The organism is Bacillus sp. FSL K6-2841 (assembly GCF_037976435.1).
In the GTDB taxonomy this organism is placed as follows: Bacteria; Bacillota; Bacilli; order Bacillales; family Bacillaceae; genus Bacillus; species Bacillus pumilus.
In genome coordinates, this window is record NZ_CP150266.1 from 986,457 (window position 1) to 1,011,678 (window position 25,222).

29 protein-coding genes are annotated in these 25,222 nt (G+C 40.0%); 15 read left to right on the forward strand and 14 right to left on the reverse strand.

The genetic code is table 11. The features are described from left to right. The first annotated feature begins 24 nt into the window (after positions 1-24). The 4 genes from MHH68_RS04785 to MHH68_RS04800 all read left to right on the forward strand — a co-directional run bounded on the left by MHH68_RS04785 (position 25) and on the right by MHH68_RS04800 (position 2,949). Positions 25-1,170, forward strand: coding sequence for a GAF domain-containing sensor histidine kinase (locus tag MHH68_RS04785; protein ID WP_339165365.1), 1,146 nt, complete (start codon positions 25-27; stop codon positions 1,168-1,170). After that, the gene (locus MHH68_RS04790) at positions 1,167-1,817 is read left to right on the forward strand and encodes a response regulator transcription factor (RefSeq protein WP_061407224.1); all 651 of its coding nucleotides are present in this window, start codon (positions 1,167-1,169) and stop codon (positions 1,815-1,817) included. Before MHH68_RS04785 ends, MHH68_RS04790 begins: the two co-directional genes overlap by 4 nt. Positions 1,818-2,086: 269 nt before the next feature. After that, positions 2,087-2,509, forward strand: a complete 423-nt coding sequence (locus MHH68_RS04795) for a GNAT family N-acetyltransferase (RefSeq protein ID WP_339165367.1) — start codon at positions 2,087-2,089, stop codon at positions 2,507-2,509. Between the two features lie 29 nt (positions 2,510-2,538). Next, positions 2,539-2,949: a hypothetical protein gene (locus MHH68_RS04800; RefSeq protein WP_339165369.1), complete on the forward strand. Its 411-nt coding sequence runs from the start codon at positions 2,539-2,541 to the stop codon at positions 2,947-2,949. Between the two features lie 35 nt (positions 2,950-2,984). On the opposite strand, the gene MHH68_RS04805 is transcribed toward MHH68_RS04800, so the two are convergent. Then, complete coding sequence (locus tag MHH68_RS04805) at positions 2,985-3,233, reverse strand: YhdB family protein (RefSeq protein WP_024426598.1); 249 nt, start codon at positions 3,231-3,233, stop codon at positions 2,985-2,987. A 128-nt stretch (positions 3,234-3,361) separates the two neighbouring features. On the opposite strand from MHH68_RS04805, the gene MHH68_RS04810 reads away from it, so the two are divergent. Beyond that, a complete protein-coding gene (locus MHH68_RS04810; RefSeq protein ID WP_044140630.1) occupies positions 3,362-3,745 on the forward strand; it encodes a YqzG/YhdC family protein in 384 nt (127 codons plus the stop codon). Between the two features lie 204 nt (positions 3,746-3,949). On the opposite strand, the gene MHH68_RS04815 is transcribed toward MHH68_RS04810, so the two are convergent. Together MHH68_RS04815 and MHH68_RS04820 are read right to left on the reverse strand one after the other, a co-directional pair. Continuing rightward, positions 3,950-5,425 (reverse strand): catalase, encoded by a 1,476-nt coding sequence (locus tag MHH68_RS04815; RefSeq protein ID WP_058014433.1) that lies wholly within the window; start codon positions 5,423-5,425, stop codon positions 3,950-3,952. 160 nt (positions 5,426-5,585) lie between these two features. Next, positions 5,586-6,017: an Rrf2 family transcriptional regulator gene (locus MHH68_RS04820; protein ID WP_058014432.1), complete on the reverse strand. Its 432-nt coding sequence runs from the start codon at positions 6,015-6,017 to the stop codon at positions 5,586-5,588. 183 nt (positions 6,018-6,200) lie between these two features. Between MHH68_RS04820 and MHH68_RS04825 the strand changes: the two genes are divergently transcribed. After that, on the forward strand, positions 6,201-7,400 hold the full coding sequence (locus MHH68_RS04825; RefSeq protein ID WP_339165372.1) for a globin domain-containing protein: 1,200 nt from the start codon (positions 6,201-6,203) through the stop codon (positions 7,398-7,400). Between the two features lie 76 nt (positions 7,401-7,476). Then, complete coding sequence (locus tag MHH68_RS04830) at positions 7,477-8,892, forward strand: SpoVR family protein (protein ID WP_058014430.1); 1,416 nt, start codon at positions 7,477-7,479, stop codon at positions 8,890-8,892. A 47-nt stretch (positions 8,893-8,939) separates the two neighbouring features. Here MHH68_RS04830 and MHH68_RS04835 read toward each other — a convergent pair whose 3' ends face one another. Then, positions 8,940-10,304, reverse strand: a complete 1,365-nt coding sequence (locus tag MHH68_RS04835) for an alkaline phosphatase (protein ID WP_058014429.1) — start codon at positions 10,302-10,304, stop codon at positions 8,940-8,942. Between the two features lie 354 nt (positions 10,305-10,658). On the opposite strand from MHH68_RS04835, the gene MHH68_RS04840 reads away from it, so the two are divergent. Continuing rightward, positions 10,659-11,492, forward strand: a complete 834-nt coding sequence (locus MHH68_RS04840; protein WP_339165374.1) for a LysM peptidoglycan-binding domain-containing protein — start codon at positions 10,659-10,661, stop codon at positions 11,490-11,492. Between the two features lie 132 nt (positions 11,493-11,624). Here the strand turns inward: MHH68_RS04840 and MHH68_RS04845 are convergent, their stop codons facing one another. Genes MHH68_RS04845 through MHH68_RS04855 form a run of 3 tightly spaced genes read right to left on the reverse strand, consistent with a single transcriptional unit; the run spans position 11,625 to position 13,445 of the window. Further along, positions 11,625-11,915, reverse strand: coding sequence for a hypothetical protein (locus tag MHH68_RS04845; protein ID WP_003212420.1), 291 nt, complete (start codon positions 11,913-11,915; stop codon positions 11,625-11,627). Continuing rightward, a complete protein-coding gene (locus tag MHH68_RS04850) occupies positions 11,903-12,961 on the reverse strand; it encodes an anti-sigma factor (RefSeq protein WP_339165376.1) in 1,059 nt (352 codons plus the stop codon). The genes MHH68_RS04845 and MHH68_RS04850 overlap by 13 nt, the downstream gene beginning before the upstream one ends. Continuing rightward, positions 12,954-13,445 (reverse strand): sigma-70 family RNA polymerase sigma factor, encoded by a 492-nt coding sequence (locus MHH68_RS04855; RefSeq protein WP_008348979.1) that lies wholly within the window; start codon positions 13,443-13,445, stop codon positions 12,954-12,956. Before MHH68_RS04855 ends, MHH68_RS04850 begins: the two co-directional genes overlap by 8 nt. 370 nt (positions 13,446-13,815) lie before the next feature. Between MHH68_RS04855 and MHH68_RS04860 the strand changes: the two genes are divergently transcribed. Next, a complete protein-coding gene (locus MHH68_RS04860; RefSeq protein WP_058014426.1) occupies positions 13,816-14,418 on the forward strand; it encodes a 1-acyl-sn-glycerol-3-phosphate acyltransferase in 603 nt (200 codons plus the stop codon). 39 nt (positions 14,419-14,457) lie between these two features. Here MHH68_RS04860 and MHH68_RS04865 read toward each other — a convergent pair whose 3' ends face one another. Further along, entirely contained in the window at positions 14,458-15,789 is a 1,332-nt protein-coding gene (locus tag MHH68_RS04865) for a hemolysin family protein (RefSeq protein WP_034620023.1), read from the reverse strand. Between the two features lie 58 nt (positions 15,790-15,847). Beyond that, entirely contained in the window at positions 15,848-16,288 is a 441-nt protein-coding gene (locus tag MHH68_RS04870) for a MerR family transcriptional regulator (RefSeq protein WP_034620022.1), read from the reverse strand. A 334-nt stretch (positions 16,289-16,622) separates the two neighbouring features. Between MHH68_RS04870 and MHH68_RS04875 the strand changes: the two genes are divergently transcribed. Beyond that, positions 16,623-18,005: a hemolysin family protein gene (locus MHH68_RS04875; RefSeq protein WP_058014425.1), complete on the forward strand. Its 1,383-nt coding sequence runs from the start codon at positions 16,623-16,625 to the stop codon at positions 18,003-18,005. A 90-nt stretch (positions 18,006-18,095) separates the two neighbouring features. Further along, positions 18,096-18,488 carry a transcriptional regulator gene (locus tag MHH68_RS04880; RefSeq protein WP_339165380.1) on the forward strand — a complete coding sequence of 131 codons (393 nt, stop codon included), beginning with the start codon at positions 18,096-18,098 and terminating at the stop codon, positions 18,486-18,488. On the opposite strand, the gene crcB (MHH68_RS04885) is transcribed toward MHH68_RS04880, so the two are convergent. The 3 genes from crcB (MHH68_RS04885) to MHH68_RS04895 are packed head-to-tail and all read right to left on the reverse strand — an operon-like array spanning position 18,485 to position 19,968. Further along, positions 18,485-18,850 carry a fluoride efflux transporter CrcB gene (crcB, locus tag MHH68_RS04885; protein ID WP_339165382.1) on the reverse strand — a complete coding sequence of 122 codons (366 nt, stop codon included), beginning with the start codon at positions 18,848-18,850 and terminating at the stop codon, positions 18,485-18,487. The genes MHH68_RS04880 and crcB (MHH68_RS04885) overlap by 4 nt on opposite strands. Continuing rightward, positions 18,851-19,246 (reverse strand): fluoride efflux transporter CrcB, encoded by a 396-nt coding sequence (crcB, locus tag MHH68_RS04890; protein WP_268498172.1) that lies wholly within the window; start codon positions 19,244-19,246, stop codon positions 18,851-18,853. Positions 19,247-19,251: 5 nt separating this feature from the next. Further along, positions 19,252-19,968, reverse strand: coding sequence for a glycerophosphodiester phosphodiesterase family protein (locus MHH68_RS04895; RefSeq protein ID WP_268498170.1), 717 nt, complete (start codon positions 19,966-19,968; stop codon positions 19,252-19,254). Between the two features lie 308 nt (positions 19,969-20,276). Between MHH68_RS04895 and MHH68_RS04900 the strand changes: the two genes are divergently transcribed. From MHH68_RS04900 to MHH68_RS04910, 3 genes are all read left to right on the forward strand, one after another. Further along, a complete protein-coding gene (locus MHH68_RS04900; RefSeq protein ID WP_008359843.1) occupies positions 20,277-20,378 on the forward strand; it encodes a YhdX family protein in 102 nt (33 codons plus the stop codon). Between the two features lie 164 nt (positions 20,379-20,542). Beyond that, positions 20,543-21,631, forward strand: coding sequence for a mechanosensitive ion channel family protein (locus tag MHH68_RS04905; RefSeq protein ID WP_169056198.1), 1,089 nt, complete (start codon positions 20,543-20,545; stop codon positions 21,629-21,631). 14 nt (positions 21,632-21,645) lie between these two features. Beyond that, a complete protein-coding gene (locus tag MHH68_RS04910) occupies positions 21,646-22,392 on the forward strand; it encodes an NAD-dependent protein deacylase (protein WP_339165386.1) in 747 nt (248 codons plus the stop codon). A 39-nt stretch (positions 22,393-22,431) separates the two neighbouring features. On the opposite strand, the gene MHH68_RS04915 is transcribed toward MHH68_RS04910, so the two are convergent. Next, the gene (locus tag MHH68_RS04915) at positions 22,432-23,286 is read right to left on the reverse strand and encodes a polysaccharide deacetylase family protein (RefSeq protein ID WP_144462481.1); all 855 of its coding nucleotides are present in this window, start codon (positions 23,284-23,286) and stop codon (positions 22,432-22,434) included. A 296-nt stretch (positions 23,287-23,582) separates the two neighbouring features. On the opposite strand from MHH68_RS04915, the gene dat reads away from it, so the two are divergent. Beyond that, a complete protein-coding gene (gene dat / locus MHH68_RS04920; protein ID WP_144462479.1) occupies positions 23,583-24,440 on the forward strand; it encodes a D-amino-acid transaminase in 858 nt (285 codons plus the stop codon). A 45-nt stretch (positions 24,441-24,485) separates the two neighbouring features. Here the strand turns inward: dat and MHH68_RS04925 are convergent, their stop codons facing one another. Continuing rightward, the gene (locus MHH68_RS04925; RefSeq protein WP_339165389.1) at positions 24,486-24,992 is read right to left on the reverse strand and encodes a universal stress protein; all 507 of its coding nucleotides are present in this window, start codon (positions 24,990-24,992) and stop codon (positions 24,486-24,488) included. Between the last annotated feature and the right edge of the window lie 230 nt (positions 24,993-25,222).

Genomic DNA, 25,222 nt, shown 5'->3' on the forward strand with positions numbered 1-25,222 from the left:
CAGCAAAGGCCGGGGGTAAACAGTATGGGAGAATACCAAGAGAAGGTTGAGACATTAAAAACGTTAAAAGAAATTGCTGAAAAGCTAAATGAAGGCACGGAAATGAAAGAAACGCTTCATGAAGTGCTTCATATGTTGATGGATATCACAGGCTTTCACTCAGCATGGATTTATTTTATAGAAAAAGACGGCTCGTATGAACTGATGGCAGAGGTCTCCTTACCCGAAGCGCTGGCAAAGCATCAAAAAGAGCTCATGTGCCAAAACGATTGCTATTGCATCAATCGATACACAAAAGGTTCACTCCAATCAGCCACAAACATTATGAATTGTAAACGCATCGAAACGGCGATGAAAAAGCAGCTCGGGGATACTGAAGGAATTACGCATCATGCGACGGTTCCCCTCAAAGCATGTAAGCGTACGTTCGGATTATTGAATGTGGCGGCAAAAGGAAAAGTCACATTTACGCAAGAAGAATTGAACTTGCTTGAAAGCATTGCGCTTCAAATTGGTACGGCTATTCAACGGATGAAGCTTGTGCAAAACGAACATCAGCATGCTCTTTTGGAAGAAAGAAACCGGCTTGCACAGGACTTGCATGATTCCGTTAACCAAATGCTATTTTCAGTTAGTCTGACGGCGAAAGCCGCCCGTCAAATGACAAACGATCAGAATTTAGGGGAAATGATTGATTTTATTCAGCATTTGTCACAAGATGCACTGGTTGAAATGCGGTCACTCATTTGGCAGCTAAGGCCAAGAGGACTTGAAAAAGGATTCACAACAGGGATTCAAGAATATGCAAAACTTTTAGGATTACGCTGTACATTATCGTTATCAGGCTGTATGGAGATGGATCATACCCAGCATGAAACGTTGTTTCGAGTATGCCAGGAAGCGCTGAATAATTGTCAAAAACATGCGGAAGTAGAGGAAGTTAAGGTCCAGCTTGAACAATCAAAAGACACGTTTGTGATGAAAATCATCGACCACGGAAAAGGGTTTCAGTATGACGAGCAAATGAGCCTTCCTTCACTCGGTCTGAAAGGGATGTCTGACCGCATCAAAAGAGCTGGAGGGACATTTTGTATAGAGTCTGAGCTTGGTAAAGGAACCACTATTCAAGTAAAGGTGCCATTTTCTCAAGAAAGGAAGGGGTCGTCATGAGAGTCGTCATTGCAGATGATCATCATATTGTGAGAAAAGGGCTTGTGTTTTTCCTGCAGACACAGCCTGACGTTGAAATCGTTGGGGAGGCTTCTAATGGAGAAGAAGCATTAGAAATTGTCAGACAAACGCGTCCTGACATCGTTCTCATGGATTTATCGATGCCTGTAATGAATGGCATTGAGGCAACGAAACAAATGACGCTGGAAATGCCCGATACCCGCATTGTAATCCTGACAAGCTATGCGGATAAAGATTATGTTATTCCCGCCATTCAAGCAGGGGCAAAAGCCTATCAGCTCAAGGATGTAGCGCCAGAAAAACTTCTTACGACAATGATTGACGTACAAAAGGGCACCTATCAATTAGATGGTCATATCACCAATTTTCTTGTGCAGCATTTGACTGAGCCAAAAGAGCAAAGATGGGAGTTAATGAAAGAGCTGACCAATAGAGAGCGAGATGTCTTATTCGAAATTGCAAAGGGGAAAAGCAATAAAGAAATTGCCTCATCTTTGTTCATTTCTGAAAAGACTGTCAAAACGCACGTATCTCATGTATTATCAAAACTAGAGCTGGCAGATCGTACCCAAGCGGCTCTATATGCAGTGGATTATCAAAAAAGTCAGCCCAAAGAGCTGCTATAACAGAAGGGAATTTAGTCGTTATGCTAAAACTTTTAAGCACACATTCAGTTCAATGAATTGAATAAAAAGAGCACAGTAGTTGGTTATTTGACGTGCCCTTTTGCGTGATAAGAGAAGCGTGTTCAGTCTAATTTCTATGAGATAAACGTTAAAAGACTTGATGAGTATCTGCTCATCAAGTCTTTTTTTATTTTGAAGGTGGTGATAAACCGGCTGACTAGAGGTGAAATGATAAAAGGAGGAAATGAGCATGGACACATATTGAATTAGTGAGTGATTATCGCTATGATAACGAATTGAAAGAAAGCTTTAATCAATTAGCGATCAAAACTTTTGATTTGGATTTTAGTGACTGGTACAAAAGAGGATATTGGGATGAAAAATATATTCCTTATTCCTTTGTCCATCACGGGAAAGAGATCTCAAACGCTTCCGTTTATCTCATGTCACTGATCATTGATGGCGAAACGTATCGAGCTGTTCAAATTGGCACGGTGATGACGGATCAAGCCTACCGCAACAAGGGATTAGCGACAAAGTTAATGCAGCATATTATGGATACGTACGAACATGACTGTGGTTTGATTTTTCTTTTGCCAATGAAACTGTACTGGACTATCCGAAATTCGGCTTTACCCGTTACCACGAAAGTGAATTTAGTCTCGATATCGGCAAAAGCGTCATTCAGATAAATAAGGACATGCGCTTCAAGCAGCTAACATTGGAACATGACCTGCCATTACTTGAACAGTTCGCAGAAAAACGTCAAACGGGTTCAATGAAATTAGATGCTGAGGATCATGGCAGCTTATTAATGTTCTACTTTACATTGGTTTGGCCGGAGGCCATTTTCTATATTGAAGCATTGGATACGATTGTCCTGATGAATGAAGAAAATGAAACCATACATGTCTTTGATATCATTTCTCTTGAGCCACAAAATATAGAGGAAGTTGTTGCACATATTATGAATGAAACGACGAAAAAAGTGATGTTCTATTTTACACCTGATCCGTCAATTGACGGCTTACACACGGTGAAGGCGCCAAATGATGAGGATGCGCTGTTTGTTTATACAAAACAACATTGGGTCAAAGACCACTTTATGCTTCCAATTACTGCGCACTGCTAAATGTATGTAAAAAGGCTGATCATCAGCCTTTTTCTTTATGTGTACATCGGTTGTGAATAAACTTCAGAAGCAGCAGCCTCTGAAGCATGGTCAATGTACTGTAGGAGCCCATATAAACATTTTTCAACATCAGCATCGTTCCGGTTAAATTGATACGCGTGTAAGAAATGCTCAATACGTTTCGAGAGCAAGTCATCTTGCGTACGTACCATAAGAATAAGTAAATTATCCCACTGCGAGCGATGCGTATAATAAAGTGCTTTATCATAATCCGCCACATTCATTAAACCTTCTCCTTTCCCTTGAGAAGTCCTCATTAGTTTGCTCGGAACATATCGACATTTTCAGGGGAAAAGTTGGTGTCCGCATCAATCGTGTACCGGCAATTATAGGCTGAATAAATGCTTCATGTATGAAAATGGATCGATCAGCAAAACATAAACAAAATATACATGAAAGTGAGATCAATGATATCATGCAGCCGAAATGGTGGGTGCCGTTTGCAGCGGGAATGGTTTTGTTTGGCAGTTTCATGATCCATCCTGCAACAAATGCAGCGATGCAGCCTGTTGAAAATTGGGAAAGACTTGCGTACACAGCGCTGCAAGAGGAATATGAAGGCGCCGCTTTAAACGATTATCAATATATCGGGCGTACACAAGTAAATGAAGATCAGACAAAAGATGTCTTTCGCGTCACCGTGAAGGAAGGCTCAACGCTTTTTGCTGCGCATGCAGAAATCTATTTTCACCCGGTCACCGGTCATTTGATTAGTATTAACGTATTCCGGCTATAAAAAAAGCACCTCTATTAAAGAGGTGCTCCAGCGTGGAGACAAACCATTGCATTCGTTGTCAGTCCTGTGTGCTGGTGCTCACATCATAAATACGCGCCAATACTCGTCCTTCCTAGGGCTGCAAAGGTTTTCTATTCCGCTGAAAAGAAGACATAGGGGCTAAAATCAAGATCATTTTAGCCCTTTGTCAACATTCTTAAGCCATTATTTCATGCTTCCTTGAAGGTATGAGCGGATATCTACGCCAAGTGAATCGGCTAATCGTTGTCCATAATCTTCATCTGCACGATAGAAGTTGCAGATCGCAAGTAATTTTGTTTTGTCATTTACGTCTTTCAGGTCAGCTGTTAGGTTTTTGATCAATGCTTGTTTCTCTTCTTCTGAGTAGCTTCGATATTTTTCCCCAGCTTGTTTGAAGTCGTTTGGTTTTTCAATTTTTTGTCTCACCATTCGATCACCATGAAGAACTTGTTCGCTTTCTTTGTAGTGAGGATTTTCTTTTGGCTGATCATCGTAACGGTTTGGTTCATAGTTAATATGACCGCTTGGACGAGTCGTTGTCATGAAGCCATCCTGCTGATTATTGTGTACAGGTGCATAAGGACAGTTCACCGGAATACGCATATAGTTGGCACCAAGACGATGACGCTGCGTATCTGGATATGAGAACAGACGGCCTTGAAGCAGTTTATCTTCAGATGCTTCAATTCCTGGAACAAGTGCACTTGGTGTGAAAGCAGATTGCTCTGTTTCAGCAAAGAAGTTCTCAGGATTGCGGTTCAGTGTCATGCGTCCTACTTTTTGAAGCGGGTAATCTTCTTCGCTCCATGTCTTTGTTGGATCACAAGGATCATAATCAAGATCATCATAATCGCTCAGCGGCATCAACTGCACATATAAGTCCCATGCCGGGTAGTTGCCATTTTCAATGCGGTCATATAAGTCTCTTGTCGCATGCTGGAAATCATTTGCTTGGATTTCTGCTGCTTCTTCCATTGATAAATTGCGAATACCTTCTGAAGGTCTCCAGTGATATTTCACATATTTTGTTTCTCCATATTTGTTGACCCATCTAAATGTATGCACACCAGAACCGCGCATTTCAGCGTAGCTCGCAGGAATTCCTTCATCAGAGAAGAGCCATGTGAGCATATGAGTGGATTCAGGTGTTAAGGTCATAAAATCCCAATAACGGTCAGGATCTTGAATATTGGTTACAGGATCTGGCTTGAGAGAGTGAACCATATCAGGGAATTTCAATGCATCACGTATAAAGAAGATCGGCAAGTTGTTACCAACTAGATCATAGTTGCCTTCTTCTGTGTAAAATTTGACAGCAAAGCCGCGCGGATCACGCAATGTTTCAGGTGAACCTTTAGGATGAATAACGGTTGAGAAGCGAACAAAAACATCTGTCTGTTTTCCTTCTTCACTTAAGAAAGCAGCTTTTGTATGTTTCTCCATGCTATTTTCAACTTCAAACACACCATAAGCGCCGGCGCCTCTTGCATGAACGACACGCTCTGGAATACGTTCACGATCGAAGTGTGCAAGTTTTTCAATCAAATGGTAATCATCAAGAAATGTAGGTCCGCGGTGACCAGCTGTTCTTGAGTTTTGGTTATCGCCAACAGGTACGCCTTGGTTTGTTGTCAAATTTTTATGATTTGAATTTGTCATTCTTTTTCTCCTCCTGTAAACAAAAAAATGGTTTCTAGCAATCTATATACCCTAATTATATTGAATCAAACATGATAGTCAATATCTATTTATAATAATTTTAAATTAATTATTATTACAAGGAGGTAAAGAAAAAGACGAAAGAATAGAATTCTTTCGCCTAAAGGAGGAGCTCTCTAAGAGCATCTTTGTTTTGAGTTAAATCTTTTAATGTGTATTGGTCAAGTACGCGCAAGTAAGCAGTAAGTGCTTCATGAAGTACATGCTTTAATGAACAAATCGGGGAGATGATACAGTTGTTTTTGCTTGGATCAAAGCATTCAACCATGACTAAATCATCCTCTGTATAACGGACAACCTCTCCAATGTTAATGCTTTCTGGGCTTTTCCCAAGCCTAATCCCGCCATTTCTCCCACGGATCGTTTCTACATACCCGCGTTTTCCAAGATGGTAAATCACCTTTGTCAGATGATTTTTAGAGATGCCATAAACATCGGCGATCTGCTGAATATTTGACAGTTCATTGTTCTCTCTTGATGCTAAATAAATGAGTACTCTTAATGAGAAATCTGTATAATTCGTTAGTTTCATTTTGACGACCTCTAAACCTGATAGAGTTTTGTATCATCGTAACACACTTTAGACAAAAACTGTTCGAGAAAGTTTTAAATGTGACAACATTTAAAACATGTATTATAAATATTGCTTTTATAAGCTGTCATCCATTACGATAAAGATGTATTTAAAATACATCTTTTGAAAGAAGGAATAACGATGTTATCTAAAGATCAAATGAATGCCATTAAACAATCAGCCCCTTTATTAAAAGCCGAGGGAACCAAACTTGTGACTGTTTTTTATCAAAATATGATTCGTCAGCATCCAGAGCTACTCAATCAATTTAATAAAACAAACCTTATGAACGGAAGTCAGCCAGAGGCGCTTGCTGCAACACTATACCAAGCTGCACTGCATATCGATCGATTAGAAGAATTACTTCCTGCGGTCAAACAGATTGCCCATAAGCATGTCAGTGTGATGGTCAAAGAAGAGCAATATCCAATCGTCGGATATCACCTAATTGAAGCGATGAAAGAAGTGTTTGGTTTAACTGAAAAAGATGACACACTTTTAGCTTGGAAGGCGGCATATGACATCATTGCGAATATCTTTATTACGATTGAAGCAGAAATGATGGAGGAGAATGTAAAACAAACAGGCGGATGGTCAGATGTGAAACCGTTTGTGATTAAGAAAAAAGTACAGGAATCTCCAGCACTGATCTCCTTTTATTTAGTACCAGAAGATGAGTCAGAGCTGCCAATGTTTGAAGCCGGCCAATACATTACGGTTCAGGCAGATATGCCGGGTGAGGCTTATATGTGCAGCAGACAATACAGCTTATCAGATCAGCATCATCCGTCTTATTACCGCATCACAGTGAAGCGCGATGGTCATGTGTCTACATTTTTGCATGATGAAATGGAAGAAGGAGACGTTCTTCAAGTGAGTATGCCGCAGGGAATGTTCTGCTTGCAAGAAGACACAAAAGAGCCTGTTTATTTCATTAGTGCGGGTTCTGGCGTCACACCAATGATTGGTTTATTGAAAACAGCAGCGCAAAACAGCCAGCCATTTACAATGATTCATGCAGATCGATTAGAGGATGTCACCGCTTTTGAACATGAATTTGAAAGCATTCTAGCTTCAGCTCCGCATGGCCGCATCCTCTTATGTAATGAACAATTTGCGCAGTCTGGTAAAGGTGAGCTTGTTGAAAAGGCAGCTTCCCGCATTGACCGTCCATTCCTTCAATCAGTGGTTGGAGAAGGGAAGGGGCAATTTTATCTTTGCGGTTCCCCGGTATTTACACAAGAGATGATTTATATACTAAAAGAGCTGGGAATTCCAGAACAGAATATACATTTCGAGTCATTCGGCGGGCAGTCCACAAAAGAAATGGAAGTCGTCTAAACGAATGGCGGAACATCATGTTTTTTTAGATGCGCTCATATAGTAGGGATAAGTCCGATGAGGAGGGATGGTTTCCTTGAGCGTATCAGAAAAACGTCTTTTACAAAGAGCCATTGATGAAATTACAGAAATTGCAGAAGGATTTGGTCTAGATTTTTATCCGATGAGGTATGAAATCTGTCCCGCGGAAATTATTTATACGTTCGGTGCATACGGAATGCCAACACGATTCAGCCACTGGAGCTTCGGGAAACAATTTCATAAAATGAAGCTTCATTATGATTTAGGATTAAGCAAAATTTATGAGCTGGTCATCAATTCAAATCCTTGCTATGCCTTTCTACTTGATAACAACACGCTTGTTCAAAATAAATTAATTGTGGCTCATGTACTGGCTCACTGTGACTTCTTCAAAAATAATTGCCGTTTTCAAAACACAAAACGAGACATGGTAGAAAGTATGTCAGCAGCGGCAGAGCGGATCAAGGAATATGAGCACCTTCATGGAACAAAAGAAGTTGAATCCTTTTTAGACGCCGTATTGGCTCTTCAGGAGCATATTGATCCGTCTCTTGTACGTTCAAAACTAAGCTGGAATATCGGCGATGAAGAAGAATATGAAGATGACAAACCAAAGCGTCAGACGCCGTATGATGATTTGTGGGGAATGGATGAGCCGAAAATACGTGAGAAAAAGAAAATCGCCAAGCCATTTCCGCCAAAGCCGGAAAAAGATATTTTACTCTTTATTGAGGCGCACTCCCGGGAGCTAGAGCCGTGGCAGCGGGACGTTCTCACGATGCTGAGAGAGGAAATGCTCTATTTTTGGCCGCAGCTAGAAACAAAGATTATGAATGAAGGCTGGGCATCGTATTGGCATCAGCGGATTATGCGAGAGCTTGATTTGGATTCAAGTGAATCGATTGAGTTTGCCAAATTAAATGCTGGCGTGGTGCAGCCGTCAAAAACGGGCATCAATCCTTACTATTTAGGTCTGAAGATTTTTGAAGATATCGAAGAGCGCTATGACAACCCATGTGAAGAATTAAAAAAAGCAGGGGTGACAGAAGGATCAGGCCGCAGCAAAATGTTTGAAGTCAGGGAGATTGAATCAGATATTTCCTTCATTCGAAATTACTTAACAAAAGACCTTGTGATGAGAGAAGATTTGTACTTGTTTCAAAAACAAGGGAGAGATTATAAAGTCATCGATAAAGAATGGAAGGCTGTTCGTGATCAGCTAGTCAGCATGAGGGTCAATGGCGGTTTTCCTTATTTGACCGTGATGGATGGCGACTATTTAAAAAACAATGAACTCTATATTAAACATTGGTATGAAGGCATTGAACTAGATTTGAAATACTTAGAAAAAGTACTCCCATATTTGCATCAGCTATGGGGAAGAAGTGTGCATATCGAATCCATTCTTGAAGGAAAAGAAGTCATGTTTTCGTATGATGGAAAAGGAGTTCATAGAAAATATCTCGCATAAAAAATCAAAAAAAGATGTCTCTGAGCAGACATCTTTTTTTGCCGATTTTATTGGTTTTTCAGCAGTTTGAAAATGTGTTTTGCTTGATCGGTGTTTTCCATCAGACCTTTTAGCTTTTGGCTTGTTGGGCCATACGCAAAGAATGGCACTTCATCACCCGTATGACCTGATGTGGTCCAGCCTGTATGAGATCTCACGTTGATCACTTCTTCAATCGCATCATCAATTTTAACAGCATCCTTTGTTTCAGCAGCCTTTTGAATGGAGGCCATTTCTTCTTTTGTGAAATCAAGATCGATATATTGTTTAAGCGCTGATTCAACAGTCATACCACTGACGATTTTGTTTGCGATAAAATCAGGGGTCTTTTTCGCTGCTTTTACCGGTTTATAATCCCAGCTGCCCGAGCCGTCTGCCCCAAAGGAGAGTCCGCCAGTTGAATGATCGGCAGTGGTGATGACTAACGTATTTTTATCCTTTTTTGCAAAACGAATCGCTTCTTCAAATGCTTTTTCAAAATCCTTCATTTCACTCATGGCACTCACAATATCATGATCATGGCCTGCCCAGTCAATTTGGCTGCCTTCAACCATAAGGAAAAACCCATTTTTGTTTTTAGACAGCTGTTTAATGGCTGAGGACGTCATGTCTTGCAGGGAAGGGGTCTTTTTATCACGATCAATCGCTTTATCAAGACCGCCATCTGCAAAAATGCCTAACACCTTTTGATTTTTGTTTTTTTGTAATGCCTCTTTATTGGTGACATAATCATATCCAGCTTGCTTAAATTCCTTCGTTAAATCACGATCCTTTCGGACAAAATCGACGAGACCTCCGCCAAGCATGACATCGACTGTATGCTGTTTACCGATTTTTTCATCGAAGAAATCATCAGCGATGGATGCTGTATTTTTTCTCGATACATCGTGAGCCGCATACGCAGCAGGAGTGGCATTTGTTAATTCAGAGGTCACGACAAGTCCCGTAGATTTTCCCTTCCGTTTTGCTTCTTCTAGAACTGTTTTTAATTTTTTGCCCTTTTTATTTACACTGATTGCATTGTTGTAAGTTTTTTTACCAGTTGCCATAGCTGTACCAGCTGCGGCAGAATCAGTGATATTGCTTTTCGAATCATTAGGATATGTTTTGTGCATGCCAGTGAGGTAAGGGTCAAACGCTGTTTGTTTTGAAAGGTCTCCGTTGTGCTTAAATGAGCGGTAAGTTGAAAGGTACGGTGTTCCCATGCCATCCCCGATCAGCACGATCACATTTTGCACGTCATTTTTGGGCTTCTTTTTAGCCTCTGCTTTGTCCGCTTGTCCAAATTCAATTCCTGAAAAAATGCCAATCGATAGCACAGATGCTGCCGCCACTGCAGCGATTTTCGTTTTCGAGCTTTTCAACACACTCATTCATTTTGCCTCCTCATTGTTTATGTATCGCTCTTACGTTTACAATGGTAGAGCAGAATTGTGGATTCCCATTTACAGGATCGTAAAAATCCCTTTAAAATTGTAAAGGTCCACTTTACATAGAATGAGCCAAAAAGAGAAATGAATGTATCATTTATCCATGACAAGATACATTTATTTTGTCATGATTGTGTAATGAAAATGAAATATAAAGAACCCTAAAAAAAAATAAATTTTGCCGAATTAATAAGCATAATGTCGTAGGAAGTCAAGACTATTTCTTCTGGTATTTGATCCTTATAATAGTAAGTAGATAAAAATCCGGATCACGATAGATACATACAGGAGGAACAAATGAAAAAACAATTGATCACAGCTGCAAGTGCAGTTCTACTTGGGACGACATTATTTGCCGGAGCTGCCTCAGCGCAATCAGTAAAAGTTCAAAAAGGTGACTCTCTTTCTGTTCTAGCGAAAAAATATAAGACAAGCGTGAGCAAGATTAAATCAGACAATAAGCTGAAATCTAACACGATATATGTTGGACAAACGTTAAAAGTAAATAGTACTGCCGCAAAAAAAACAACGAAAACATCAAAAACAACAACAAAAGTAAAAGCGGCGTCAGCGACAGCCACTCATAAAGTTGTGAAAGGTGATACATTATCGAAAATCGGCAAAAAGTACGGCATGACTGTAAAAGAGCTGAAATCGTTAAATAAACTCAAAACAAACCTGATTAAAATTGGGCAAAAGCTAAAGGTCAAAAAGACGTCTAAAAAAGTAAAGACAACACCTGTTAAAGAAAAAACAGTTTCTGTTTCTTCTTTAAACACGTCTAAGCTTGTTGCGGATGCTAAAGCGTACAATGGCACACCATATAGATGGGGTGGAACGACACCAAAGGGCTTTGATTGCAGTGGGTTTATGTGGTATATCATTAACAAGCAAAAAAAGATTTCAAGACAAACAACTGAAGGTTTCTGGGGATCAATGAAAAGCGTATCTTCTCCAAAGGTTGGCGATTTTGTGTTCTTTACAACATATAAATCGGGTCCATCTCACATGGGTGTCTACATTGGGAACAACAAGTTTATTCATGCTGCTTCCGATGGTGTGACGATCAGTGATATGAATTCAAGCTACTGGAAGCCGATTTACCTTGGAGCGAAAACATTTGTGAACTAATTTATTTTAAAAGACTGCTTATGAAGCAGTCTTTTTTATTTGCGCTGTAGAATGAAGAAAATAAATCGATAGAAAAAGCCCGTGTTACTTGGCATTAGTCAAGTAACACGGGCTTTTCATTTTGAGAGCGGCTTAAAAGCCTAATTGAAGATCGACATCGATCGATACGATGGCATAGACACATAAAATGACAAAGATATTCAGTACGACACCGAGGAACCCAGGGCCCGTACGGCCTTTTTTAATGAACAGTTCAATAATGCCAAATGGAACTGCGGCCATTGCAAAAGGGAGCATCTGAAAAGAATAAAATGTCACATTACTGATAATGGCGAGGTTCAGCATGAGCAGGGATAATATCGCTGTACCGACAGAAATCCAGCCAAATACATTATGCTCTTTAAAAATTCTTACCAATTCCATAATTCCACCTCGCTCACTTTTGCCGTTTTAATGCGTTTTGTCTTCACAAATTTCTCGATTTCTTTCGAAGGACCTGTGATCACAGAGCCATAAATCGTGACACCATTTTGGTTGATATAGCGTATTCGGTTTGACAGATCCAATTCAGGTCTGCCAGAGATCGTTTTTGCCCAGGTTGGGTGTTGATTGACATAAGCAAGGGCATCTTTAAATTGATCTACCTCTGTTTTTGATGTGTGCTGAAGCTCTTTTAAGAATTCAGAGTCTCTCCCAGGAAAGCCAATTGGCCGCTGATTCCCGCTTAATGAATCCTCTGTTTTAATCGCATTCCAGAGCACTTTCATATCATATTTTTTAGCAAAGGAATAAACGTCCTTTGGTATATACGCTTTGTCATAGGAGACATACACTTCACTGACTGTTCCTTCAGGAAGCTTGTCTAAAGTAGTGAGTGTTTGTTTTTTTGATGCATCTGCCTGAGTAGAAGGATGGGTAAAGAAATCCTCCGTCTCGCGTGCGCTGTCACCATAATATGAGATCGTAGGCTGCTTTAATTTATCGAAGAACATCTCGATTTGCTCACTGCCAATGGCTTCTGTTTTATTGCCAATTTGTTTTTGCAGCTTAAGTTCTGTGTTCATTCCAAAAAGCTTGACTTGGCCTTTTAAATCTTTCATTTCAATTGCCACGTTTGGTTTCGTCAAAGCGACTGTTACAGCGGCTGTTTCCATGAAATGATTCCCTTTGCTCTCTGCTCCGCCAACGCCGTAATATAGATAACTTCCTAATGTACAAAGCGGTAAAATAATAAGTGTAGAGATGACAGCAAGTACAGAAATACGTAAATAAGACTTTCTTTTTCCGTATTGCAAGATGGCTTTTTGCTTTTCAGGACTGATGGAAAAATCGGTCCAATCCGAGTCGTTCAGTTCCTGACTTAAGCGTTTTTCGTTTTCTTCAAGCTCTTCTTCAAACGCTATCATTTCTTCCTCGTTCATCTCACCATTATTATATTGTTCCCATCGCTTGTTAAACTCTTCATTCATCATTAACACCTCTGTTATATAGTGCTTTTAGGCGCTGCCTTGCACGAAATAAAACACTTTTAAAATTTGCTTCAGTAATATTCATGACCTTGGATGCTTCCTTGTAATTCAGTTCTTTTAAATAATACAATGTCAACGCTTCCTTGTAGTTATCTGGAAGCTGTTCTAAATACATGTTGAGGACTTCTTTTATTTCAATCTGTTCAGCAGGGCTTTGTACAGACGTTTGTAAAAGGCCGCCAATAAGATCATCCGATATGGTCACTTCTTTTTTATGTTTCCTGACATAATCAATAAAAGCATTTCGTGCCACCTGAAATAACCAAGGTTTCACTTTGCTATGGTCGTAGGAATGAATATGTATATAAGCACGCATAAAGGTTTCCTGCAATAAGTCTTCTGCCAAATGTTTGTCTTTTGTCATGGAGAGCAGAAACCTGTAAACATCGTTCATATACATTTGATAAATTTCATCGATCGTCACTGATTTTTCTCCCCTCTATGTTATAAACGCATAAGAAAGGCATAAAGTTGCACGAAACTTCTCAATACCGTACAATACTCATCTCTTTCGCCGAATCAAAATCATTTCTCCTTATCATAGCGAAATTTGCGCCATTTATAAAGCATTTTCAATAGAACAAATCAGGAAAAAACCTTAAAAAACGACAAAATTGGACACAATTCTTCTTCTATTCTCTCCTAAAATCATAGACCTGAATACAGAAAGAACGATGATTCTGAACGAAAAATGATGTGATGGTTTGATTGTTTCAAAAAAATTAGTACCAGGTAATAAAAAATTTGTTATAATAGAAACAAATCCTTCATTTTTCAAACAAAGGAAGTGCACTATGTATAAATTTTCAGGCTATACCATTAAAGTATTATTTACTCTCCGAGGCGGAATCAAAGTATATCAAAAAGAGAATCTGCCAACGGATCGGGGATTTGTCATTGCATGTACACATGAGGGTTTTGTGGATGTTCTTGCATTAGGCGCAGGGATTCTTCCGTTTGAGATCCACTACATGGCAAAAAAAGAATTGTTTGCAAACAAATGGATCGGTGGATTTTTAAAGAAGATTCATGCCTTTCCAGTTGATCGAGAGAATCCTGGGCCAAGCAGTATTAAAACGCCCATTAAATTATTAAAAGAGGGAAAGATCGTTGGGATTTTTCCAAGCGGAACACGTACAACAGAGGATGTACCTTTAAAAAGAGGTGCGGTTACCATTGCGCAGCTCGGTAAAGCGCCAATCGTTCCAGCAGCGTACAAAGGGCCGTCCAATGCGAAAAGTCTTTTCAAAAAGGGGAAAATGCGCTTAATTATTGGTGAACCGATAGAGCAGTCAGAATTTGAGCATCTGCCGCCAAAAGAACGTTTAGGTGCCATGACTGAAGTATTAAACACGAGAATTAAAGAACTTGAAGCTCAATTAATGGAAAAAGGATAAGAAAAACGACCGCTTGCTTTGGCAAGGGTCGTTTTTTTCTTAAGAAGCGCCTTCTTCAGCGGCTTCTGCTAATTGTTCATTTAACTTTTTGACTTCGATATATACCACATGGTGTCCATCGACTTCATTAATGATAAATTCATAGCCTTGTTCACGAATGGTGTCATTTTTCTCAACTTCATATTTCTGAGTAAGGAACCAGCCGCCGATCGTATCGACTTCTTCGTTATCAAGCTGCGTACCTAAGAGCAGGTTGACTTGATCAACTAGGACCTTTCCATCAAAGATGTAATGGTCTTCTCCAAGTTTACGCACTTCGTTGATTTCATCCATATCGAATTCATCACGAATTTCACCGACGATTTCTTCAAGGATGTCTTCTACAGTCACAAGACCAGCTGTACCGCCGTATTCATCTGATAAAATCGCCATGTGTACACGTTCGCGCTGCATTTTGAGCAATAGATCATGTACAGGAACGGTTTCAATTACATGAATAATTGGATTGACAAACTTTTCGATCGTATCACTTGTAGAACACTCACCGCTAATGCAGGCAGTGAGAACCTCTTTAATGTTCAGAACACCAATCATATTATCTTTATCGCCATCTTCAATTGGATAACGTGTATATTTCTCTACCTTGGTCACCTTCAGCATTTCCTCAATGGTAATATCATGAGGGAAGCTGACAACTTCGGTACGAGGAATCATAATTTCTTTCGCCAGACGGTCATCAAATTCAAAAATTTTATTTACATATTTGAATTCAGACTGGTTAATTTCGCCGCTTTTATAGCTCTCTGATAAAATAATCCGCAATTCTTCTTCAGAGTGCGCCATGTCATGCTCAGAAACTTGCTGAAGACCGAACGCTTTTGTTAACAAACGAGCAGATCCATTTAATACCCAGATAAACGGGAACATCACTTTGTAAAAAATCATGAGCGGTCTAGCAAAAAGAAGAGATACTTGCTCTGCCTTTTGAATGGCGAGTGTTTTTGGTGCAAGTTCTCCAACCACAACGTGTAAAAACGTCATAATACTAAACGCAATAATAAAAGTGACAATAGAACTAGCTGATTGAGGAATGGACAGCTCTACAAATAGTGGAGCAAGCATGTGCGCAATTGTTTCTTCCCCTAACCAACCAATACCAAGGGCGGTAATGGTAATACCGAGCTGACAGGCTGACAGATACTCATCAAGGTGAGTCGTGACATGCTTGACAGCAACTGCTGTTTTATTACCTTCTGCGATTAACTGATCAATTCTTGAGCTTCTTAAGCGAATGATCGCAAACTCTGATGCAACGAAAAATGCGGTTAAAGCTATAAGCAAAGCAACTATAAGTAAATTAACTATGTCCAATTAAGGCCTTCGTTCTGACTTTGAGAACGAAGGTAACACCTCCTGTTTAGTAAAAATTTTAACTTAACAGCAGTAAAAATGATTGGACAGCCGTCATCTTTTCAGGTGTAAGCTGTTCTTTTAATTTTTCACGTTGTTCTGGTTGAAGCTGCTTACAACGTACTAAAATGCGGTCCATATGCTCGTTCATCCGATCGATATCAGAGGTTAAATGGACAAGTTCATCAGGATCTTCCTTTTGAGAAGGGAATTGTTCATCTAATCTGGATTTGATGTCAGAAAGAGCCAATCTCTGCTGTTTGCAAAGAACGATTAATTGTAATCGTTTTAAAGCATGTTCATCGTAATAACGATAATTTGAGCAAGATCTAACAGGCGCAAGCAACCCTAGATTTGTATAATAATCTACAGTACGTTTCGTCACCTGTGCAATCTGTGCTAGTTCACCAATACGATACTTTTTCTCAGCCCCATCTGAACATCTCCTCCTAACCGTCACGTTATAGTTTATGAAAATAGTTTAATATAATTCTAGTCTGAAATACAAGTTAATTGTTCATATTTCCTGCCGACATGAAGAGGAGAGAGGGACTTCTCAGTCTAAATGGTCCTGTCAAATTTCACATAGTGATACAGGAATTTTCAGATTATTTATGGTAAGATAAAATGAAGACCGTTTCATATATATGTAGAGAAGCGGATTTATACGTGAACCGGAGGTGGTTAAGTGGGGCCCTCAATATAGTCTTATTTAATCAGTTAACCGTTTTGCAAAACATAACATCATCAATCAGGAGGTGACTCCTTGTTCTTCTGAGAAAGAGCAAGGTTAAATGGACGATATTGTTAATCTGAGTATAGTCGGTGTTTTGATTGCTTTAACAGCTTTCTTTGTTGCATCTGAATTTGCCATAGTAAAGGTGAGAAGCTCAAGAATTGATCAGCTTGTTGCCGAAGGGTCCAAAAAGGCCATCGTGGCGAAAAAGGTGACATCAAGGCTGGATGAATATTTGTCAGCCTGTCAGCTCGGTATTACAGTGACATCCCTTGGTTTAGGGTGGATTGGTAAGCCAGCTGTAAAAGAACTTTTGGTTCGAGGTTTCGGTTTGACAAACATTCCTGATTCAGCAATCAGCCTGATCTCAGCAACACTTGCGTTCTCTATTATTACCTTTTTGCATGTAGTCGTCGGTGAGCTTGCACCAAAAACACTGGCGATTCAAAAGGCGGAAAAAATGACGCTCTGGCTGTCAGGCCCGCTGCATGCATTTTATATCCTAATGTTCCCTTTCATTTATGTGTTAAACGGGTCAGCTCGGGTTCTAACCAAAATGATGGGCATCGATATGGGGTCTGAAAAAGAACATTCCCATTCTGAGGAAGAATTAAAGATTTTATTATCTGAGAGCTTAAAAAATGGGGAAATCAACCCATCAGAATATAATTATATGAACAAAATTTTCGACTTTGATAATCGAATTGCCAGAGAGATCATGGTCCCGCGGAGAGAAATTTGTGCCATTCCAGAAGATATGCCGCTAGATGAGATCCTCTCCATCATGACGCAGGAGAAGTATACACGCTTTCCTGTGTTTTCAGGCGATAAAGACCATGTCATCGGCATGCTGAACAAAAAGCAGCTCTTTGCAGATCTTGTGTATCAAGTAGAAAAGGATCAATTGAAGATTCAAGATTATATATATCCAGTGATTGAGGTCATTGACACGATTCCTATTCAGGAGCTTCTCGTCAAAATGCAGCGCGATCGAATGCATATGGCGATTTTAACCGACGAATATGGTGGAACGTCTGGACTTGTTACAACAGAAGATATATTAGAAGAGATTGTTGGCGATATTCGAGATGAGTTCGATGAAGATGAGCAGCCGGTTATTCAAAAAAGAGCCGATCATCATTATGTTTTAGATGGCAAAGTCAGATTAGATGAAATTCAAGATTTGATCGGAATGTCATATCATGATGAAGAAATTGATACAATAGGCGGGTTAATCTTAAATGAGAATATTGATATCCGAGAAGGACAATCCATTTATCTTGATGATATTCGGATGAAGGTCTTGGAGATGGATGGACGCTATGTGAAAAAGATCGACCTGAAGAAAGGCGTCACCTCATCAGAAAAAGGAAATGCACGCATAGGGCGTGATATAAAAGAGCCGCTGTTAGTAAACGAAATGACCTTGAGCGAAAAATAAGCTCAAGGTTTTTTTGGGTATTTAGTCTCTTTTTACGAATGCTTGTTCGGTTTATAATAAGAACAAACGTTCGAAATGAGGGGGATGAACATGCTTTGGTATGAAACAGCAAGTATCACGGAGAAAAAAAACTCAATGAAACGAATTGAGTTTCATTTGAAGAACTTCAAAAATTACCAGGCGGCGATTTTAAATATCGAAAGACAGCTTGAAAAAAGAAGTGCGCATCATTTGGATCACATGACACGGAAGAAGTTAGAAGAGCAAAAAAATCAGTATGAACTCATCGTTGCGTGTATTGAAACAGCACTAAAAGAGTTGGATGAGATAGAGAAGCAGCTCATCGATTACAAATACTTTCGTGATTGGCGTATGGCCAAGTGTGCGATGGAAATCGGCTACAGTGAAAAAACCCTCTTTTTAATGAAGCGCCAGCTTATGGATCAACTGCTTATCAGCTTAGCCGCTATTACCAATATTTAAAAAAGGTGTTGTCCTATTTGATAGAACGCAGAAAAGAGACAGAAAGACCCAATGATTGTCATCAATAAGTAGACAGCAAGTTTTCCGATTTTCCGCTGCTCTAGCATGGTTGCAGATTCTACACTAAATGTAGAGAATGTTGTAAAGCCACCGAAAAAACCTGTTCCAATGATCACAAGCAGCGGATGATTGGCAGTCACGGCACCTGTCAGTATACCTAAACCGGCAGCACCTAATAAGTTGATGAGAATAATACTGTACGGGAAACGAGCATGAGACTTAGATTTCTGTATCGTTTGGCTAATGAAAAAACGAAGGGCGCTGCCGATCCCGCCGGCAATAGCTGTATATAAAATGATCATTTATCTGCCTCCTCTCTGCTGCTTATTTTGATGAAAAAGCCGCTGAGCTAACATTAGTCCACATAAGGCAGCGGCTACTCCGGCAATGACTGAGAGCAGGGTGTAGATCACACTTGAAGTGAACTGCCCAGTCTGTAATAAAAGAATCGTTTCTTTTGAAAAAGTGGACATTGTCGTAAAACCTCCGCAAAATCCTGTTCCGATCAAAGCGGCAAGATATTTTTTTCTCTTATGGAACATAAAATATCCTGTTGAAAAACCAAGAAGCAGACTGCCTGTCACGTTTTCAATTAGCGTTGCATAGGGGAATGTTTGGCTGACAACAGTTTGGCTCAGTTCATATCTGCAAAGTGTCCCAATCAGTCCGCCAATAAATACGGCAAGATATGCTTTCATTTACATCATTTCTCCTTTAGAAAAAATGGCGGGTGATCCGTCACGACACCATCAACGGGATATTTTTTGATCCGATCAGCTGTTTTTTGATCTTTCACAGTCCATATAAACACATCCATCCCGAATGCGTGGATGCGGTCTATCCACCATTTATTGATCATCGTTTTCTTCATATTAAGACAATTTGCAAACGAGCTGTATGCCGTTAACTTTCTTTTCGTCAGTTTAAATGCATTAGGCTTTATAATCAAAGCTGTTCGAAGAGAAGGGGCGAATGCTTTGATTCTTTGCAGTGCATGATCATCAAAAGATTGAATCATGATGTGACGAGAATAGGCAAAACGATTGATGATGTCGGCAACTGCCTTTTCAATTCCTATCTGCCGTTTTGGATGTTTGATCTCGATCAATATCCCAATCCGCTGACTGTATCTTTCAAGAATTTCTTGTAATGTCGGAATTCGTTCATTCGTGTACTGTTGGTCAAACCAGCTTCCTGCGTCCAGTTTTTTCAGCTGATCAAGTGTATAGCTTTTGACGAAGCCGTTTCCGTTCGTCGTTCGGTCAACTGTATCATCATGGATCACGACGACGTGCTGGTCCATTGTGAGCTGTACATCTAATTCAATATAATCTGCACCCTGCTGAACAGCTAAATCAAACGCAGCGATTGTATTTTCTGGGGCAGCGCTTGATGACCCTCTATGCGCGATAATATACATATGCTCCAGCTCCCTGACGTAAGTTCTGGTCTTATCATATCAAATGCTTTCCCGTTTTTCCTTCTTTACTATATGGAGGGAAGAAGAGCAGTATGTAAGGGTGAACGGCATGTGCCGAGAAAGTATGAGGTTTCAAATATGAAAAGTTACAGGAATATCCCAAGCCATGATTGAGTAAATCTGAAGTACATCAATTTTTTCTTCGATCAATTTTGTCCAAATCGTCAGCGTTCGCCAAAATATTAGTGCTTTCGTCATGTTGACTGAAAATTCTGATGTTTTATAATGATGAAAAGGAGGCGAGATGATTGGGTAAAGGGAGAATTAGAGTGGAAGAACGTATTAAGGTCGAAACGGATGCTGAAATGTTTAAAGCGACTCTCCTTGATCAGGCTCAGAAGAAAAAGTAGTTTGCTGCCCGTCGATATGTCTCTAGCCAAAATTTCATAATTGAACATCATGCCTCGGGACTGGTCCCGAGGCTTTTTATTTAGAGGTCAGACATTTATGAGAGGACATAAACGAAGGTTATATTATAAACTAGAGAGGATTGTTTTAAAGGAGAGAGACAAACATGTTTACACAAAAATGGATGGATACATATTTTACAGTAGATGTTGCGATCCAAATCGGCATTAGCCTTTGTATTTTATTGCTTTTTTTATTGCTTCGGAAAGTATTTACGAAGTACTTATTTCATCTTCTCTTTAGGCTGACCAATCGGTCTAAAACGGAGGTCATTAACCAAATTGTTGTGGCATTCGAAAAGCCAGCCAGACTGTTTTTTGTCGCACTTGGGTTATATTTTGCGTTAAGACAGGCACCATACTTTGAGCATCATATGGATGTCATCGTCAAATTATATAGATCCTCTATTATATTGATGCTGACATGGGGGCTTTGTAATTTAACCGCAGCTTCTTCTTTCTTATTTCAAAAAGTAAATTCGAAATTTGAATTAGAAATGGATGATATTTTAGCGCCATTTTTATCGAAGGTGCTTCGTTTCATTATCATTGCACTAAGTATTAGTGTGATTGCACAGGAATTTAATTATGATGTAAATGGACTTGTGGCTGGTCTTGGTCTAGGGGGGCTAGCCTTTGCGCTTGCTGCACAGGATACGGTGGCGAACTTTTTTGGAGGAATCGTCATCATTACAGAGAAGCCTTTTACAATGGGCGACTTTGTGGAGACGCCAAGTGTTCTGGGGACTGTCGAGGACATTACATTTCGAAGTACAAAATTTAGAACACCTGCTGAAGCAGTCGTGACAGTTCCGAATTCTACGCTTTCAAAGGAACCAATCACGAACTGGACGAGAATGAATAAACGCCAAATAACGTTTTCCGTACGTGTATCCTACAATACACCAAAGGAAAATCTGGACCATTGTATCAAACGACTCAAACAAATGCTTTATGAGCATGATGGGGTGCACAAGGAGACAATCATGGTGAATCTCGATGTACTGGCAGACAGTTATTTGAATTTATTTTTCAACTTTTACACAAACACGACGGCCTGGGCTGAAAACCTAAATATCAAACAGGACATTAACTACCGGATCATGGATATCTTCCATGAAGAAGGTGTAGAATTTGCCTTCCCTGGACAGACCATTTACATGAAACAAAAAGGTGAAAAACAGCTGAGTGAATAAAGGAGGAAGGATGAGTGGATCAAACAAAGGTGGCAGTGCTAAGGGAGAAATTAACGCAGGCTTCACATATAATGGTACTTTCAGGTGCGGGCATGAGCACGGAATCAGGTATTCCCGATTTTAGATCAACGGGCGGCTTATGGACTGAAGACACCGCTCGCATGGAAGCGATGAGCCGGTCCTACTTTTTATCAAACCCTCATCAATTCTGGCCGAAATTCAAGGAATTGTTTCAGATGAAAATGAGCGGGAAGTACGAGCCGAATAGCGGGCATACCTTTTTAGCCAGCCTTGAGAAACAAGGAAAACATGTAGAGATTTTTACCCAAAATATTGATGGTCTGCATAAAAAAGCAGGAAGCCAGCATGTATATGAACTTCACGGCTCTATTCAAACAGCTACTTGCCCATCATGCCAAGCGACATATGAACTGCCTTATTTATTACAAGAAGAAGTGCCTGTATGTCTAAAGGTTTCCTCAGACGGACGGACATGTGGGCAAGTGCTGAAAACAGATGTTGTCCTTTTTGGAGACAGGGTTAAACATTTTGATCAAGTAGAGAAATCACTTCAGCAAGCGGACCTTCTGCTCGTCATGGGAACCTCCCTAGAAGTAGCGCCAGCAAGATATATTCCAGAAGATGCCGCTCAAAATCCTTCCATCTTCAAGGTGATGATGAATTTGAGTGAAACAGAATACGATCCACTGTTTGATCTTGTCTTTCATGAGCGAATTGGTGATCTCGTGAAAGCTATATAAATCATCAAAAAACCCGCATCTAATAGGTGCGGGTTCTCTTTATTGCTGCAGCGGCGTCATTGTTTCATCAAGAACTTCAAAAGTATAGCCCTTCGCTTTTAGCTGTGTGAGCAAACTGTTTAAGTATTTTGCTGTCGCTGGCTGGTCGTGCATTAAGATGATCTTTGGTTCCTTTGGATGTTTTGTCTCTAGCACTTGCAGCTGATTCAATACTTCTGGTACATATTTTGAGCTTTTATATTTCCAGTCAAGACTGTCAATTGTCCAATCCCAGTAGATAAAGCCTTTTTGTTTTAAACGTGCTTTTTGTTGATCGGTTAAATTTGGGGCGCTGCCATAAGGTGTTCTCACAAGGTGTGTATACTCTCCTGTGACAGAAGCCAAAATGCGCTGATCTTCTTTCATCTCATTGACGGGAGAATCACTTTTTTGATAAAAGCGTTTCACATCGTGTGTGATCCCATGAAGCCCTAACTGATGACCTTCTTGATGAAGTCTTTTCACAGCGGCCGGATGTTCCTTAATCTGCGGCCCAAGCATGAAGAATGTAGCCTTTACTTGATGCGCCTTGAGCACATCTAAAAGCTGGTTTGATGTCGCTGACGGACCATCATCAAAGGTTAAAAAGATCGTTTGATCCGTTACGTGTTTGTTTGGGTTGATCTTAAAATGTGCATCTAATGTTTTCGTAGAATCATCTTTTGCTTTCAGACTTGTGCTTGTGTCTCGGAATTGACTGCTCGCAGACATTTTAGTCGGCTGGTCTGCTGCCTGCATATTGGTTTTAGATATATCCCAAATAAAAAAGAGGATCAGTGACAGAATCACTAAACCAATCGCCTTTGAGAGCAGCATCGTGTTTGAAGGTGTCTGTTTTTTCGTAACCCGTTGCATTACAATCGCTCCAATAAATCAAAAATTTGTGTCGAATCATGTAGTAGATTCTGTCTTTTTTCACTGTTTTTTGTCGTGTTTATATGGAGTAAGTATACAGGAAAAAAGAGCCTATGAATATAGAAGATGCTAAAAAATTGGAATCTTTTTGGTTATGAGTCTATCTTTGTTACAATAGAAAGTTGACCATTTATCATGATGTGAAATAATTCTGAATAATCATTGAAACATACCCATTTATCCGCTAAGATAGCATCAGATTCAACCATTAATGCGAAGCGAAGGGGAGATTCCGTATGAAAGTATTGTATAATGACGATTTCATTGAAAAAAAGGATGCTCATGTGGATATTGAAGACAGAGGTTATCAATTTGGAGACGGTGTCTATGAGGTTATTCGTGTATACAATGGGACTTTGTTTACATTGAAAGAGCATACAGAGCGTCTGTTCAAGAGTGCAAAAGAAATCGGCATTCATCTTCAAGGTGCAGTATCAGATATGGAAGAAAAGTTAAAACAGCTCGTCGCCCATAACCAATTAACAGATGGTGGTGTGTATATTCAAGTCACGCGGGGCATCGCACCTCGTAAACATCAATATGGCGATTCTCTCACTCCTCAAATCACAGCATATACGTTCCAAGTGAAAAGGCCTGTTCAAGAGCAGACAGCTGGTGCAAAGGCCATAATATCTGAGGACCTTCGCTGGTTAAGATGTGATATTAAAAGCTTAAATCTCTTATATAACGTCATGGAAAAACAGAAAGCATCTGAAGCTGGTGCGTTTGAAGCCATTCTCATTAGGGATGGTTTTGTGACAGAGGGTACCTCCTCGAATGTATATGCCGTCATTGATGGCGTGATTCGCACACATCCCGCAAACAATTTTATTCTAAACGGTATTACCCGTAGAAAGCTTCTTGAAGTATGTGAAGAAGAGGAATGCAGTGTTGAAGAAACACGTATAAGTAAGGAAGAGCTGCTGCGCGCGCAGGAAATTTTCATCAGCTCGACGACGGCTGAAGTCATTCCGATTGTTGAAATTGATGGCCAGCCAGTAGGGGAAGGCGTTCCAGGAGAGTTGACAAAGCGTGTACAGGAAGGCTTTCAGCAAAAAATTAAACAGGAAAGTGAAGCATCGATTTCTTCATAATAAAAAGAGGCTGTAAACGAATGTTTACAGCCTTTGGTGATTCTTTTATTTGACAATAAGCACAGGTATATCTGATTTTGATGATAATTTTTCACTTACACTGCCAAAGAGCATTTTTTTTAATCTGCTTTGGTCACGGGCTCCCATGACAATGAGGTCTGCTGAAATGTCTTCAGCATATTCGATAATCGCTTCTGCTGGTTCTCCCTCAACAATTTCAATGGCAGCCTCAAACTGCTCCTCATTTAAAAGCATTCTTGCTTCTGCAACGACCTCTTCTGTATGGTCTTCAAAAATCAAGGGACTTTGCTGTTCATCATGAGGTACATACACAGGGGGCGTTTGAAGGTCTGCCATGCCGCTGCCGATATAAGCACCGCCAGTCATTGGGCGAGGTGCATCAAACACCTGTCTGCTTGATTTGCCATCATGTGCATAGGCAACGGTCAGCTTGGCATGCAAGGTTTTGGCTAAAGCGATTGCCTTTTTTAATGCTTTCTTACTGTCTTCATGTCCATCAAACGCAACGACCATCCGATCAGCTTGAAACAATGTCCTCATTCCTTTCAAAAGGAGTCTTTACACTCATGGTATACCCGTTAGCTGAAAAAGATACACATAAAGGGTGTGAATTTTTTGTTAGAAAATTTCATTTATTGAAAAATATTTATTGACAAAATGGTGACAGCCACTATAAGATAAAAAAAGATTCAAGAGCCAAAAGGAGGAAATGTCATGTGCAACATCATTGGAAGAATGAAATCAAACTGCATGAATGGGTT